The sequence below is a fragment of the Sneathiella sp. HT1-7 genome, from assembly GCF_020731145.1.
Taxonomy (GTDB): domain Bacteria; phylum Pseudomonadota; class Alphaproteobacteria; order Sneathiellales; family Sneathiellaceae; genus Sneathiella.
The window spans coordinates 14,406-28,909 of sequence record NZ_JAJFZN010000002.1 but is presented as its reverse complement, the minus strand read 5'-3'; the positions used below and the strand labels follow the sequence as shown (position 1 = coordinate 28,909).

The window sequence follows — 14,504 nt, the reverse complement described above, 5'->3', positions numbered from 1 at the left end:
GTTATTATGTTACCGGACAACGAAGTGGGATTTTGCACTTAAGGCAATCTAAGCAGACTTACCAACGAGAACGCAGCCACCAACAATCAGTACTGTGCCGATAATCCGCATCGGCGTGACATTCTCATTTAACAACAAAATTCCGAACAGCATTGTCACCACGAAACCAATCCCGACGAAAGGGTAGGCAACGCTCAAATCTACTTTAGAAAGAACCCAAAGCCAAAGCACCACACTCAGTGCATAGATAATCAGTCCAAACCAGATAAATGGCGAGAACAAAGCCGCCAAGGCAGACTCATAAATACCCGACTGCATTGCTGCCTGCATCTTCTGGTCCGCCACGCCAAGCTTCAAGACAAGCTGCGCGCATGCCGATGCAAATACGGTCAGCAGGATCAGGCCAAGAACAAGGAATGACATTCTATAAGTCTCCTATTTACACATCGCGCGCGACGCGGCAGGTAAAATCAAAATACTAAATATTTAGCAAGGAACAGAACTACGACAAAGCTAACCCCAACGAGTTGGCTCGCCCGATCTTTGATTGCGAAAACAACCGGGTCATCCGGGATTTCCCCCCGTCGCGCACATACCCATATATGGTTCCCCCAGAACAGGACAATCAAGCACAGGAGCCACAGAACTTCTGGACTGGAATATGAGCTCAGCACAAACGGACTATTGATATAAAGGGCAAGAATAACAACTGCCGCGGTAAAATTCGTAATACCAAGACCAAACATTGTTTCCCGGTCATCTGCAGAGTAACCCCGGCCACGAACCTTGTTGTCATTTTCAGTTAAGGCCGCCACCTCAATATAGCGCTTCATGAAAGCTAGGCTGACAAAGATAAAGACCGAAAAGGCGATCAGCCAGGAAGAAAGGTCCACGCCTGTTGCCGCCGCCCCTGCAACAACTCTCAATGTATAGAGGATCGCAAGCGTCATGACGTCAACCGTCGTGATCCGCTTAAGCAGGAAGGAATAAGCATTCGTGATGGCAAAGTAAACCAGGAGAACGCCTACAAATGCAAATGGCAAAAATACAATCGATATGGCAAATGCCAAAATCGGAAATCCAAGAGCTCCGGCAATCCCGATAGGAAGAGGAAGCGCCCCTGATGCGATTGGCCGGTATTTCTTGCTCCGATGTCGACGGTCTTCTTGCAAATCAAGCAGATCATTCAGAAAATAAACTCCAGAAGCACAAAAGCTGAAACAAACAAAAGCCAACAAGGCCGTCATCAGATGCATAAAATCTGAATATTCATGCGACGTCACCAATGGCACGAAAATCAGGACATTCTTGGCATATTGATGCGGGCGCATCTCCTTCACAAAGGCTTTCAAGGTAGACGCCTCGGATTTTGCTTGCCAGACCAATTTACCGTTCTTTTCAGCTTCCGCGACATATTGGGCCGGCGCGTTGACCATAATGTTTGCCGCCGCAGCCCGCCAGATGGGCGCATCAGCAGAACTGTCCCCGGCATAGGCAAAGTCTTCATCGCCGATCAAGTCCTTGATCGCGGCGAGCTTGTTCTTTCCCTTAAGATTATAGTCGCCCTCCGTCGCCATAACCTTATCAAAAATACCCAGATGTTCGGCCACTTGATTGGCATAATTTCGATGGGTTGCTGTCGCGAGGATAAGTTCTTTGCCCTGAGACTTGAGCTGTTTCAGATAGGCAATCAACCCTTCTTCATAGGGAAGATACTCAGCATCGATATCAACATGCTGAGCAATCTTTTCCTTGGCAAAGGCACGCCCCTTCAGCAACCAAAAGAGCAATTGGAATATCTTGAATGGGTTACCTTTCAGGTAACGCAGCAATGATTCCACGAATAAATCCGTCCGAACCAATGTACCATCTAAATCTACAACTACGTATTTTACGTTCTCAACCAACGGATTCTCGCCCTCATATACAGATTGCTGTAAACAGCAGGGGTGACCCTAACAACTCCCTGGTCCAGCAACGATATTATTCGCAAATGCAACCCAGTGTGTATCGAATAAACCTTAATTTTAGATTTCTTTTCGCTATTCTAGAAAAAACAAGGATACGAACCAGTATTAACCATAATATAGTCAATTAATGTTAGTAAGCGTGACATTTTTGCGTTGATGATGAGCCGGGGACAAGTGTTTGTATAATCAGGAGAATCGATCGAAACGGATTTGGCATTTTGGCTTTTTAGCTGCCGTAATAGTGATTTCGCTGTCTATAAAAATCATCAATGAAGGCGCCCTTCCATACTGGCTGGACGAGGGTTACACCGCTTGGTTTGCAAAGCTATCATTTCATGAAATCTGGTTCTGGCTCCCCGAAGTTGAGGCGCATCCGCCACTTTACTATAGCTTGGTCAAGCTTTGGGGCATGATCGAAGCGGATGAGACAGGGCTATGGCACCGGTCTCTATCTATTTTTATTAGTTTTCTGCTCGTTGTTTCGTCCTATTTTTCGACAAGGATTACCGCAACATATCTCAACAGAGAGGGCGATAACGCGGCCCTCTTCAACAGTATCCTTATCTGCTTTAGTCCGGTCCTTGTCTGGTATTCGATTGAAGCCCGGCCATATATCTTGCTTTTCTTCGCCTATTCATTGGCAATTTTCGGCCTAATTTCAATTCTCTTGAATAACGATGGGGGAACGAAAAAAGGGTGGATGATATTTGTCATAGGCGTGCTCCTGACAAATTGGTCCCATCATCTGGGCGGTATTTTTACTGCAGTGCTATTTTCGTCCCTGACTGTGCACTGGGCTCTTCAGCTAAAATTCAGGAAAGATTTTTTCTACAGACTACTATTTTGTTTTATCATAGTGCTCGCCCTTTCCGTCCCACTTATCATTCAAATCGTAAGACAACTGGTCTATTGGGAAGCTTCAAACTGGGTCGCTGAGCCCACAATCACCAGCTTTATCCAGATCATGCGCCGGATTTTCGGCTTTGGCTATGCGGACAAGCTCATCGATACTGCCTTTGGACCATCCGCAATTATTCACACAGGGCGACTTGCTCTCGGTCTGGCCACGGCTATTCTGTCATTTGCCCTTATCTTGCACGGCCTTTACAAGATCATCCAGTTGAAGGCGATTTCCCTTGCCAGCTTCTTCTTGTTAAGCTGCTTCTCAGTACCAGTTGTCTCTTTCCTTATCTCAATAATGGGGCCTAATATCTTTCTGGAGCGGACACTGCTGCCGGGCCTTATTCCTTATTTCATGCTTCTATCCATAGCAATTGAGTTTATCGGACGCCGGTTTCTTCGAAATGCCATCAAGATCTTCTATGTTGTGGTCCTTGCCCTCGGCCTTACGGCAATTTTACGAGCAGGAGAGAAGGAGCCATGGGATGAAATCATGGCGGGCCTTGCGGAGCAAACCCAGAAAAATGACTTAGTCCTGATGATGCCAAATGACCTCTATCTTCCGTCCAGCCTTTATGTTTCCGATCCCGAATTAGCCGCCCGGATAAAAAGTTTTCCTGCAGAATATCCAGCAACGGAGTATTCTGACTTTTACCCCGATGGCTTCCCCGCTGTTCCGGGAGTTCGTGCTGAAGATGCGCAAGTCATCAGAGACCTGATTGTCGACAAGGATCGCGTCTTTCTGGTCACCCGACAGTATGATCTTTTCGATCCGGATGACGTTACAAGAGAGACCCTTAGCGAGCATTTCACCTCAGTGGGCGAAGAAGCCTGGGGCAATATCTATATAGAGCGATTTGACCGCAACTAAATCGCCGCACGTAGTATCATCAGCGGCTGCGGATCAAGTGAAATATTGACCGGTGTTTCAAATCCGCCATCACCGTCGCATTGGCAAGGAAACGGAGCGGGTGAGGTCAGCGATATGGCTGTGTCTGTAACCAGCATTTCAACATCAGGCAAACGGTTAATCCGGTTTAAAAGCAACGCCATCCCATATCGAATGGCGTTCACGGCACCCGAACCTCTGAATATAAGAACATCAAGCTGCGGCTTTTCAATTCCCCCGTCGGGAGCGATCACAAACGGGCCTCCATAGTACTTTGCCTTTGTGATGATGACGCTGCCCGCACTATGACGCACCCCATTTACCGTCACTTCAAGTTTCATATTTCGAAAACCAGCGATTACACGCATTGCCGCTAAAACATATGCAATAGCACCAAATCTCTTTTTCTGATCCGAACGCATGGCTGCCACGGCAAGAGAGTCGTAACCCGCCCCGAGCATCAGCAGAAACCGCTTGTCATTGGCGAGCGCTGTATACACAGGCACGGGCAAGGCAGTCACCAATGTATCTACAGCTTTTTCAATCGAAACGCCGACACCAAGCTCACGCGCGAGTACATTCGCGGTACCAAGTGGAATAACGCCCAAGGGAAGATCACCCCCCTTAAGCCCGTTCAAAATTTCAGATATTGTACCATCTCCACCAGCGGCTACCAGAACAAGATCGGGGTCATTTCGGGCAACAAGCTCTTGGGTCAGCATCGTTGCGTGGCCGGGGCCGGTGGTTTTCAGGATTTCAACCTCGCACTCCGTCTCGGCGAGCCGTAAAAGCGCCTTTGAAAATCTGCTTTTGTTACGCATCCCGGAGGTTGGATTATGAATGATGACCAGGCGCCTGTTCGCTGGAGTCATAGGACTGACCTTCTATCGCAACAAAAACATAACCAAGCGGTCATTAAACTGACCCGTACAACCCGTAGACATTGTCCATACGATTGTTTCGTCATTTAAAACTTTTGATGACCATTTGATGACAACCCAAAAGAGTCATGCGTAATGGATGCCCGTGCAATAAGCCATAAATACCGGTCCATCTGGATATCGGATATACATTTAGGCACCCCCGGGTGCAAGGCAAACTTCCTGCTGGATTTTCTGCGAAGCACCAAGAGCGAAAACCTCTACCTCGTTGGCGATATTATCGACGGATGGAGCTTGCAGCAAGGCTGGTACTGGCCGCAGGCTCACAACGACGTGGTGCAAAAGATCATGCGCAAGGCGCGGCAGGGGACCCGGGTTGTCTTTATTCCGGGAAACCATGATGAATTCGCTCGAAACTATGTCGACCATGATTTTGGCTCCATTCAGGTCGTTCATGAAATCGTCCACACCACCGCAGATGGCCGGAAGTTTCTGGTTCTGCATGGCGATGAATTCGATGTCGTCGTCAAATACGCCCGCTGGCTTGCCTACCTCGGCGACTGGAGTTACGGGCTCTGCCTCAAGCTCAACGATACTCTCAACGCCATTCGCCAACGGCTTGGATATCCGTACTGGTCGCTTTCCGCCTATTTGAAGCTGAAGGTGAAAAACGCCGTTAAATTTATTGCAGACTTTGAAAATGCGCTTGCCGACGTTGCCAAGGATCGGGGCGTCAACGGCGTTATTTGCGGCCATATCCATCACCCCGAAATTCGCGAAATCAACGGCGTCACCTACTGCAATGATGGTGACTGGGTAGAAAGCTGCTCGGCCCTGGTCGAACATTTTGACGGCCGTCTGGAATTAATTCACTGGATGGGTGCGGTTGCTTCCCTCTCCGACATACAAGGAAACAAATCATGCGACTCATCCTCATTACCGATGCCTGGCATCCTCAAGTCAATGGGGTTGTTCGGACGCTCTCGAACTTAAAGGACTATCTAACGGGGCTCGGTGATGAAGTCATCATGGTAACGCCGGAACTTTTTACCTCTCTTCCTTGCCCTACCTATCCTGAAATTCGTTTGTCCCTTTTCCCGGCACGACGAATGCGCAAGATTTTTACAGAAACACTGCCGGATGCCGTCCATATTGCAACGGAAGGCCCCCTCGGTTTCGCTGCCCGTCGTTATTGTATAAAGAACAATATCCCCTTCACTACCGCATTCCATACGCGCTTTGCTGAGTATGTAAATGCCCGCATCCGACTCCCGATCACATGGGGATATGCCAGTTTACGTTGGTTTCATCGACCATCCCGCGCGATTATGGTCGCTACGCCAAGTCTGGAGAAAGATTTAAGGCTCCGCGGGTTTCAGCATATTAGACGCTGGACACGCGGTATAGATACAGAGCTTTTTCATGCCAGAGAAAAAACCGCACTTAACTATAAACGGCCGATTTTTCTCTATGTCGGCCGGGTTGCCGTTGAGAAAAATATTGAGGAATTTTTACGGCTTGATCTCTCTGGCACCAAGGTAGTGGTTGGTGATGGGCCGCAACGCAAGGATTTGGAGAAAAAGTATCCGCAAGTCATCTTTCTTGGACTGAAAGAAGGTGAGGAACTCGCGAAAGTATACGCCGCCGCCGATGTGTTTGTATTCCCGAGCCGGACGGATACGTTTGGCCTTGTCCTCTTGGAAGCGCTGGCCTGCGGAGTACCCGTCGCCGCCTATCCCGTCACCGGTCCTCTCGATGTCATCGGGGATAGTCCTGTAGGAGTTCTCGAGGAAGATCTGAAGGCTGCCGCAATTAATGCTTTGGATATTGACCCCACCGTATGCCGCGAATATGCCATGGGTTACTCTTGGGCGACCAGCGCGATGCAGTTCAAAAATAATTTGGTAGTTTTCACGGATACTACAAACATAGCTCCTGCCCCCCTATCTTTGAAGGAAACGGAAGAAGTCGGCTAATTTGCATTCGATCGGATGAAATCTATTTCTGGTGATCCGGTGCCGGCCCGGCACCGTATCAGAATGGAATAGAATAGCTTTAACCAAAGATTTCTCCATCGTGACACTTAGCTCGTCAAATAATGCAATCGCAATCCACTGGTTTCGGCAGGACTTGCGGCTTTCTGACAATCCTGCGCTCATGGCAGCGGTAGAATCTGGCAAACTACTTCCCATTTATATTCTGGACGATGAAAATGCGGCTAGCCATCGTATTGGCGGCGCAAGCCGATGGTGGCTTCATCATTCCCTGACCGATCTCAACAAAAGCCTTGATGGCAATCTCAATGTTTTTCGCGGAGATCCGATTGAAGTCCTTATGAAACTAACTCGGGAAAATGCGGTAGAAACTATCTCATGGAATCGCTGCTACGAGCCATGGCGCATCCAACGGGACAAAGATATTTCAGCGGAGTTGAAACAGAATGGCGTAAATGTAATCTCCATGAATGGCTCCCTGCTCTGGGAACCATGGGAGGTTCTCAAGTCAGATAGAACACCATATCGTGTTTTCACCCCGTACTATCGCAAAGGCTGTCTGAATAGTACGGAGCCAAGAAAACCCATGAGGAAACATCAGAATTTAACATTTGCCGAGACCGGCACTATCGATGGCTCCCATACCATTTCCGAGCTAAACCTTCTTGCGTTGAACTGGGAGATCAAGCGAGACCCGGATTGGACGCCGGGTGAAAAAGGGGCGCAAGACAGGTTGCACCAATTCCTGGACGACGGCATAGATGGCTATAACAAAGGTCGGAACTTTCCTTCGACTGAGAACAGCTCCAACCTTTCCCCGCATCTTCACTTTGGTGAAATATCACCACATCAGATATGGTATGCGCTCGCCTTTCGAGAACATATGATCAAAAATGAAGAAGATGCAGATCAATTCCGCATGGAACTTGCCTGGCGGGAATTTTCATATAGCTTACTTTATCACACACCTGACCTCCCCGAAAAAAACCTGCAGACGAAATTTGACGCCTTTCCCTGGCGAAAGAATATGGCCGCGCTAGAGGCATGGCAACGTGGACAGACGGGCATCCCCCTTGTTGACGCCGGAATGCGCGAGCTTTGGCAAACCGGTTTCATGCATAACCGGGTGCGCATGGTCGCCGCCTCCTTCCTTGTGAAAAACCTAATGATCGACTGGAGGGAAGGCGCGCGCTGGTTCTGGGATTGTCTTGTTGATGCGGATCTCGCCAACAACAGCGCAAGCTGGCAATGGGTTGCGGGCTGCGGTGCCGATGCCGCCCCCTATTTCCGTATCTTCAATCCCGCCACTCAAGGCGTCCGGTTTGATCCAAAGGGAGAATACACACGAAAATATGTGCCCGAACTCACTGGCTTGCCCGACAAGTGGCTGTTTAATCCCTGGGAAGCACCGAAGGAGATATTAGAGGCGGCGGGGATAACTCTCGGCGAGACCTACCCCGAACCGCTTGTAGATCTTAAAACATCACGCCAAGACGCGTTGGATGCCTATGCGGATATGAAGGCAAGACAGTCTTCTTAGGTTATTCCCGCTGTATACATTCGATTTGCCGTCGGACTGATTACCAGCTGGTTGACACAAACCCGCTTATCAAGTTGCGCCAAGAACAGAATTGTTTCCCCCAAATCCTCGCCTTGAAGCATGACCGATTTTTCATCATCCGTGACTTTGACAGGCCGGTTATCTAGGATCGGCGTCGCCACTTCGCCTGGGCAAAGCGCGCAGGCCCGGATGCCGTTAATCGCCTCTTCCATATTGATGCTCTCGCTCATGGCAACCATACCATGTTTAGCGGCTGTATAGGCGGGCCCTGTCATTTTCGATACGCGCACACCTGCCCAAGACGACACATTAACGATCAGCCCCTCTTTCTGACGACGCATGATCGGCAAAACGGCCTTACAACAATAAAAAGCTCCATTCAGGTCGATATCAACGACTGAATCCCACCCGTCCGTATCAACCTCGCTCCAGCTACGCTTCTTGACATTTATGCCCGCGCTCAACACAGCGATGTCAAGGCGTGAAAACCGTTTTTCAATCCGATCGACAACCGCAGCAACCTGATCTGCGTCGGCCACGTCGAGCTCCTCGATGACGGGTTCAATTCCGACAGCGCGGATCATCTCCTCGGTCTCTTTGAGCTTTTCCTTGCGGCGGCCCGAAAGAACGATCTCCATACCAGCGCGCGCGAGTGATACCGCGCCCGCTTGTCCTATGCCAGTTCCAGCCCCTGTGACCCAGGCAACCTTGCCTGTAATATCTCTGAGAGCACCTAGATTATTACCGTTAGAAGCTATCCCTGCCATTTTTTCTTCCTTGATTAGACCATTGCACAAGAACGACCCCAAGGCATCGCTCCTTTCCCTGTGAACAGCATATCCAAGACGTTGCGATTTGTCCCGACGATAAAATTCAGCTATCTGAGATCACGAGAGTCGGCGTTCAGTTTTTGGGTCAAACACATGCAGGTGGTCAGGTGCCACGCGGATCGGCAACACTTCGCCTCCCTTGATATGACGGATTCCATCCAGCCGAACTGTCAGATCAGATCTGCTTTCACCGAAATGACCATGTACGAGCGTATCTGCGCCAAGTTGTTCCACCATCGTTACCGTCATGGGGACAGCATCAGGCGCTTCAACAACTAATTCCAAATGCTCTGGCCGGATACCTAAGATAACATCTTTTCCGCCATGTTCCGGCATTCCCCCATCACCGAGCGGTAGTGCCTCCTGCCCCGAAATAGTGATATTTTTGCCCTCTGCGTCAATTTTAGCATCCGCAAAATTCATGGCCGGAGATCCGATAAATCCTGCGACGAAAAGAGAGGCAGGGCGCTGGTATAGCTCAATCGGCGTACCAAGCTGCTCCACATTGCCTGCATTCAGCACCATCAAACGGTGGCCAAGTGTCATGGCCTCCACCTGATCGTGGGTTACATAGACACTGGTAATACCTAGATTTGCCTGAAGCGTCTTGATCTCGAGACGCATTTGGACCCGTAGTTTTGCATCCAGATTGGAAAGTGGCTCATCAAAGAGAAAAACACTGGGCTCACGAACGATTGCCCGCCCCATAGCGACGCGCTGACGCTGTCCACCGCTGAGTTGTCGGGGCTTGCGCGTCAACTGCTCATCGGTAAGTTCAAGAATTGCCGCGGCCTTCTTAACCCTTTCCTCAATCTCGGCCTTGGGCAGCCCCATGATTTTAAGGCCGTAGGCCATGTTTTTGTAAACACTCATATGCGGATAGAGGGCGTAGTTCTGGAAAACCATCGCAATATCTCGCTCAGACGGTTCCAGATTATTGACGTCACGACCGCCAATGCTCAGCCGCCCTTCAGTAATGGATTCAAGCCCTGCTATCATCCGAAGCAAAGTCGATTTTCCGCAGCCTGAAGGGCCGACAAGAACAAGGAATTCCCCTTCCTCAATCTCAACATCAACGCCATGAATCGCCTTGAAACCATTTGGATAGGTTTTGCGAATACCCTCTAGAACTACCCTTGCCATCGTCTGATTTTCCCGCCTTATTTTTCGGTTTCCGTCAGTCCCTTGACGAAGAGACTTTGCATGAAAATAACAACACAAACTGGCGGCAACATAGCGAGTAATGCCGTCATCATGATGATATTCCACTGCGGCACTTGTTCCGCCGCCTCCAACATCTGCTTGATACCCATCACAATCGTATACATGCTTGTCTCTGATGTAATCAGGAGTGGCCAGAGATACTGGTTCCATCCATAGATAAACAAGATTACAAAAAGCGCGGCGATGTTAGTCCGCGACATAGGAATTAATATATCCCAGAAAAAACGCATGGGACCCGCGCCATCAATCCGCGCCGCTTCCAGCAATTCATCCGGGATCGTAAGAAATACCTGTCGAAACATAAACGTCGCCGTAGCCGACGCGATTAGCGGGATGGATAGTCCCCAGTAGGTATCCAGCATTCCCAGATTGGCCACGACTTCATAGGTCGGCAATATCCGAACCTCTACCGGCAACATCAAGGTGATAAAAATCATCCAGAAGAAAAACATCCTGAATGGAAAGCGAAAATATACGATAGCAAAAGCCGATAGCAATGAAATCGCGATTTTTCCGACAGCAATCATCATCGCCATGGCAAGGCTGTTCAGCATCATATATCCAACCCCATTGCCATCCATTCCGCTCATTCCACGGCTCAATGCGATGTCGAGATTTTCGAAAAAATGCCCCCCGGGAAGCATCGGTAGCGGGACCTGTGTCATCCGGATTTCAGGATGGCTCGCGGCCACAAACATAATCCAGATGGGCAGCGCTATAACCGCCACACCAAGGATCAACATGATGTGAGAAAAAATTGTCAGAAGTGGCCTGTTTTCAATCATTAGTAATCCACCCGTTTCTCAACATACTTGAACTGAACGACCGTCAGGGCAATTACCATAATCATAAGAATAACCGACTGCGCAGCAGATCCACCAAGGTCAAGCCCCACGAAACCGTCATTAAATACCTTATAGACCAAAATATTTGTCGCGCCCGCTGGTCCGCCAGCAGTCACGACATGGATAACGCCAAATGTTTCAAAGAAAGCATAGACAATATTGATGACAAGCAAGAAGAACGTCGTTGGCGACAACAGCGGCAAGACAATATCGATTGTCCTGCGCATCGGGCCTGCGCCGTCAATTGCGGCGGCTTCGATCAGTGATTTTGGTATTGATTGCAGTCCTGCTAGGAAGAAAAGGAAATTATAAGCAACCTGCTTCCATGCAGACGCCATGACCACCAGCGCCATGGCCTCCCCGCCATTCAACTGGTGGTTCCATTCATAGCCAAGTGCCGAAAGGGCATAACTTACGATACCCAAAGTCGGATTAAACATGAAGACCCACAACGCGCCAGCAGTTACCGGCGCAACGGCGTAGGGCCAAATCAGAAGTGTTCTATAGGCGCCCGAGCCTTTTATGACACGATCTGCAAAAAGGGCGAGAATTAGCGCGAAGGACATGGAAAGAAAGGCAACAAGAAAGGAAAAAACAATCGTTATTTTAAAGGAATCCCAGTAGAGCGGATCGCTCAATAGATCCTCAAAATTCCTGAACCAAACAAATTCCGTTTTCAGTCCGAACGCATCTTCCAACAGCAAGGATTGATAGAGCGCCTGACTAGCTGGCCAGATAAAAAAGACAAGGGTGACGATAATCTGCGGCAGAACCAGTAGAAAGGGCAGCACGGATGGCCCAAAATGTACATTCTTTAACATCAGCGAAAACCTCTCTGAATGCGCCGCCGCAGCACATCTGCGCTGCGGCGGTCGACATCAGAAAATCAAACGTTACGACCCGTTCGCTTCTTCGAACTTACGAAGGAGAACGTCGCCACGCTTGGCAGCATCATCCATGCCCTGTTCCGCAGTTTTGGATCCGTTCCAGATCGCTTCCATCTCTTCATTGATAACGTCACGGATCTGCACAAAGTTACCGAAGCGGATACCACGGGAATTCGGCGTTGGCGTATTCAGGCTTAGCTGCTTAATGGCCGTATCCGTACCCGGGTTAGACTCGTAAAAGCCCTGCTTCTTGGAGAGTTCATAAGCAGCAGTAGTAATCGGAACATAGCCCGTTTCCTGATGCCACCATGCCTGAACTTCCGGAGACGACAGGTAGGTCATGAATTTTGAAACCCCCTTATAGTCGTCATTTTCTTTACCACGCAGAACCCAAAGAGTGGCGCCGCCAATGATAGAGTTCTGAGGCTTGTCGATCACATTCGGATAGTATGGCAACATGGACTGACCGAAGTTAAACTTTGCCTGGCTCTTCATAGAGCCGTAATATGCAGAGGAATTCATCCACATGCCACATTCACCGTTCGTGAACATCGGCAGGCTGTCGCCGCGGCGTCCACCATATGTGAAGAGATTGGATTTATGCCAATCCTGAAGATTTTTCATGTGAGTTTTGACAATATCGTTGTCAAATTCGAAAATCGTTTTCGTGCTCTTGAAGCCGTTTTCTTCGGTGCCCATCGGGATATTGTGCCAGGCGCTAAAATTTTCAACCATAACCCATGACTGCCATCCGAATGAAAAACCACATTTATATCCTGCGGCAACCAACTTTTCGGAAGCTTCTTTCATTTCCGGCCAAGTTGCCGGAACCTTGGATACGCCTGCTTTATCAAGGGCGTCTTTATTATACCACAGAACAGGCGTGGAGCTGTTGAACGGCATGGATAGCAGTTCACCCTCTGATGTCTGATAATAGCTGATCACGGCAGGCAGGTAGTCCGACTTGTCAAACGGTTCGCCCGCATCTTTCATCATCTGCTCAACAGGATAAACGGCGCCCTCGGCGGCCATCATCGTCGCTGTGCCAACTTCGAAAACCTGAACAATATGAGGCTGCTTCTTCGCGCGGAATGCTGCGATTGCCGCCGTCATTGTTTCCGTGTAATTGCCCTTGAATGTCGGAACGACTTTATAGTCTGACTGCGTCGCGTTGAAATCTTCCGCAATTTTATTGACACGCTCCCCGTTGGTGCCACCCATCGCGTGCCACCACTGAATTTCAGTAACCGCCGACGCAACGCCGGTTCCGCTCATGAAGGCAGCCAAAGCCGCCGGTAGAACTAGTTTTTTGAATATAGACATAATGTTTCCCTATAGGTTGATTATAAAACATCACGGTATGCGATGCCCGAATCTAATTTCTTTCTGTCGGAGGCAACCCGTCCCCTCCTGACAGAGTATAGGTATTTGCCCGACCTTCAATTACGGTTTAATGACAGCCTAACAAACTAATTCGAGATTCCACATTTTGCGGGGTTAGTGATAATCTATTCGAATAACTCCATAACATTGTGTTATGGAATAGGTCTTGGGGAGGCATCTTTCGGAATGAATCGGTTACGACAATTGGAGGCCTTCAGAGCTGTCATGATCGCCGGAGGCGTAACGCCCGCGGCCAGTATTCTCAATGTCTCTCAGCCGGCCGTCAGCCGGTTGATCAGCAGCCTTGAAAAATCTCTCAAAATTCCTCTTTTCGATCGGCGTCAGGGGCGCCTTCATCCCACATCAGAGGCCGAATTTTTATATAGCGAGGTCGATCGGGCAATTGCCAACCTAGATCATGTTGCACAGCTTGCAGCAGATATTCGCAATCAAAAGGCGGGACATTTGCGAATTGCCTGCTTACCCGGTTTCGCAACATCCCTATTGCCGCGAGTTGTCTCAGAATTTCTGGCCGATCGGCCGGATGTCACGATGTCAATTCAAACACGAAGTTCTGCAAGAGTTCGTGAATGGATCGCGGCTCAGCAATATGATATCGGAATTGCTGATGAATTTGAGGGGCATAGCGCCGTCAATCATGAATCGGTAAATATTCGGACCGTATGCGCACTTTCAAGTCGCCATCCTCTCGCCGGTCAGCAAGTCATAACAGCTAAGGACCTCGACGGCCTTCCAATGATCATTCAGGATCGGCAAAATCGCTTTTATCATGCTGTAAAAGCAGCATTTGATACGTCGGGCGCCGTTTTGGACCATCGCGTCGAAGTGCGCCAGTTTGCGACGGCCTGCTTACTGGCAGAACAGGAGGTGGGGATCGCCATCGTCAGCTCAATTGATGCCGCAGAATATGTTGGGCGTGGGCTGGTCACCCGGCCCTTTGAGCCGCAACTACCATTCCGCCTCGATATACTCTATCCGAAGTATCATCCTCGCTCGCTTTTGATGCAGGAGTTCATCGCACAGTTTCGTGAAAGCCTGACACCGTTCGTGCTAGCTGATTAAAAATCACAACCAATTTAGTTGACAAAGTCCATTATTTTGTTGTCACATGACAATAAA

At 49.2% G+C, this 14,504-nt stretch carries 13 protein-coding genes; 5 read left to right on the top strand and 8 right to left on the bottom strand.

What is annotated here, in order from left to right:
• Positions 1-48: 48 nt before the first annotated feature.
• Both LKE13_RS05355 and LKE13_RS05350 read right to left on the bottom strand, forming a co-directional pair.
• A complete protein-coding gene (locus tag LKE13_RS05355) occupies positions 49-423 on the bottom strand; it encodes a DMT family transporter (protein WP_227948937.1) in 375 nt (124 codons plus the stop codon).
• A gap of 47 nt (positions 424-470) precedes the next feature.
• On the bottom strand, positions 471-1,907 hold the full coding sequence (locus LKE13_RS05350) for a UbiA family prenyltransferase (RefSeq protein ID WP_227948935.1): 1,437 nt from the start codon (positions 1,905-1,907) through the stop codon (positions 471-473).
• 304 nt (positions 1,908-2,211) lie between these two features.
• Here LKE13_RS05350 and LKE13_RS05345 point away from each other — a divergent pair, with 304 nt between their 5' ends.
• Positions 2,212-3,741 (top strand): hypothetical protein, encoded by a 1,530-nt coding sequence (locus LKE13_RS05345; protein WP_227948933.1) that lies wholly within the window; start codon positions 2,212-2,214, stop codon positions 3,739-3,741.
• Here the strand turns inward: LKE13_RS05345 and LKE13_RS05340 are convergent.
• Complete coding sequence (locus LKE13_RS05340; RefSeq protein ID WP_227948930.1) at positions 3,738-4,631, bottom strand: diacylglycerol/lipid kinase family protein; 894 nt, start codon at positions 4,629-4,631, stop codon at positions 3,738-3,740. The genes LKE13_RS05345 and LKE13_RS05340 overlap by 4 nt on opposite strands.
• A gap of 144 nt (positions 4,632-4,775) precedes the next feature.
• On the opposite strand from LKE13_RS05340, the gene LKE13_RS05335 reads away from it, so the two are divergent.
• The 3 genes from LKE13_RS05335 (at position 4,776) to LKE13_RS05325 (ending at position 8,174) form a co-directional block, all read left to right on the top strand.
• The gene (locus tag LKE13_RS05335) at positions 4,776-5,633 is read left to right on the top strand and encodes a UDP-2,3-diacylglucosamine diphosphatase (protein ID WP_227948928.1); all 858 of its coding nucleotides are present in this window, start codon (positions 4,776-4,778) and stop codon (positions 5,631-5,633) included.
• Positions 5,561-6,616, top strand: coding sequence for a glycosyltransferase family 4 protein (locus LKE13_RS05330; protein WP_227948926.1), 1,056 nt, complete (start codon positions 5,561-5,563; stop codon positions 6,614-6,616). Before LKE13_RS05335 ends, LKE13_RS05330 begins: the two co-directional genes overlap by 73 nt.
• 100 nt (positions 6,617-6,716) lie before the next feature.
• A complete protein-coding gene (locus tag LKE13_RS05325) occupies positions 6,717-8,174 on the top strand; it encodes a cryptochrome/photolyase family protein (protein WP_227948924.1) in 1,458 nt (485 codons plus the stop codon).
• Here LKE13_RS05325 and LKE13_RS05320 read toward each other — a convergent pair.
• From LKE13_RS05320 to ugpB, 5 genes are all read right to left on the bottom strand, one after another.
• Entirely contained in the window at positions 8,171-8,962 is a 792-nt protein-coding gene (locus tag LKE13_RS05320; RefSeq protein WP_227948922.1) for an SDR family oxidoreductase, read from the bottom strand. The genes LKE13_RS05325 and LKE13_RS05320 overlap by 4 nt on opposite strands.
• A gap of 120 nt (positions 8,963-9,082) precedes the next feature.
• On the bottom strand, positions 9,083-10,168 hold the full coding sequence (locus tag LKE13_RS05315) for a sn-glycerol-3-phosphate import ATP-binding protein UgpC (RefSeq protein WP_227948919.1): 1,086 nt from the start codon (positions 10,166-10,168) through the stop codon (positions 9,083-9,085).
• Positions 10,169-10,185: 17 nt separating this feature from the next.
• A complete protein-coding gene (ugpE, locus tag LKE13_RS05310; RefSeq protein ID WP_227948917.1) occupies positions 10,186-11,034 on the bottom strand; it encodes a sn-glycerol-3-phosphate ABC transporter permease UgpE in 849 nt (282 codons plus the stop codon).
• Complete coding sequence (gene ugpA, locus LKE13_RS05305) at positions 11,034-11,915, bottom strand: sn-glycerol-3-phosphate ABC transporter permease UgpA (protein ID WP_227948915.1); 882 nt, start codon at positions 11,913-11,915, stop codon at positions 11,034-11,036. Before ugpA ends, ugpE begins: the two co-directional genes overlap by 1 nt.
• 72 nt (positions 11,916-11,987) lie before the next feature.
• Positions 11,988-13,304 (bottom strand): sn-glycerol-3-phosphate ABC transporter substrate-binding protein UgpB, encoded by a 1,317-nt coding sequence (gene ugpB, locus LKE13_RS05300; protein WP_227948913.1) that lies wholly within the window; start codon positions 13,302-13,304, stop codon positions 11,988-11,990.
• Between the two features lie 246 nt (positions 13,305-13,550).
• Here ugpB and LKE13_RS05295 point away from each other — a divergent pair, with 246 nt between their 5' ends.
• Complete coding sequence (locus LKE13_RS05295) at positions 13,551-14,447, top strand: LysR substrate-binding domain-containing protein (RefSeq protein WP_227948911.1); 897 nt, start codon at positions 13,551-13,553, stop codon at positions 14,445-14,447.
• Positions 14,448-14,504: the final 57 nt, after the last annotated feature.

Excerpts from the sequence above, each read along its gene's own strand:
- LKE13_RS05355 (WP_227948937.1), bottom strand. The coding sequence starts at position 423 with ATGTCATTCCTTGTTCTTGGCCTGATCCTGCTGACCGTATTTGCATCG.
- LKE13_RS05340 (WP_227948930.1), bottom strand. The coding sequence starts at position 4,631 with ATGACTCCAGCGAACAGGCGCCTGGTCATCATTCATAATCCAACCTCC.
- LKE13_RS05335 (WP_227948928.1), top strand. The coding sequence starts at position 4,776 with ATGGATGCCCGTGCAATAAGCCATAAATACCGGTCCATCTGGATATCG.
- LKE13_RS05330 (WP_227948926.1), top strand. The coding sequence starts at position 5,561 with ATGCGACTCATCCTCATTACCGATGCCTGGCATCCTCAAGTCAATGGG.
- LKE13_RS05320 (WP_227948922.1), bottom strand. The coding sequence starts at position 8,962 with ATGGCAGGGATAGCTTCTAACGGTAATAATCTAGGTGCTCTCAGAGAT.
- LKE13_RS05315 (WP_227948919.1), bottom strand. The coding sequence starts at position 10,168 with ATGGCAAGGGTAGTTCTAGAGGGTATTCGCAAAACCTATCCAAATGGT.
- ugpE (WP_227948917.1), bottom strand. The coding sequence starts at position 11,034 with ATGATTGAAAACAGGCCACTTCTGACAATTTTTTCTCACATCATGTTG.
- ugpA (WP_227948915.1), bottom strand. The coding sequence starts at position 11,915 with ATGTTAAAGAATGTACATTTTGGGCCATCCGTGCTGCCCTTTCTACTG.
- ugpB (WP_227948913.1), bottom strand. The coding sequence starts at position 13,304 with ATGTCTATATTCAAAAAACTAGTTCTACCGGCGGCTTTGGCTGCCTTC.
- LKE13_RS05295 (WP_227948911.1), top strand. The coding sequence starts at position 13,551 with ATGAATCGGTTACGACAATTGGAGGCCTTCAGAGCTGTCATGATCGCC.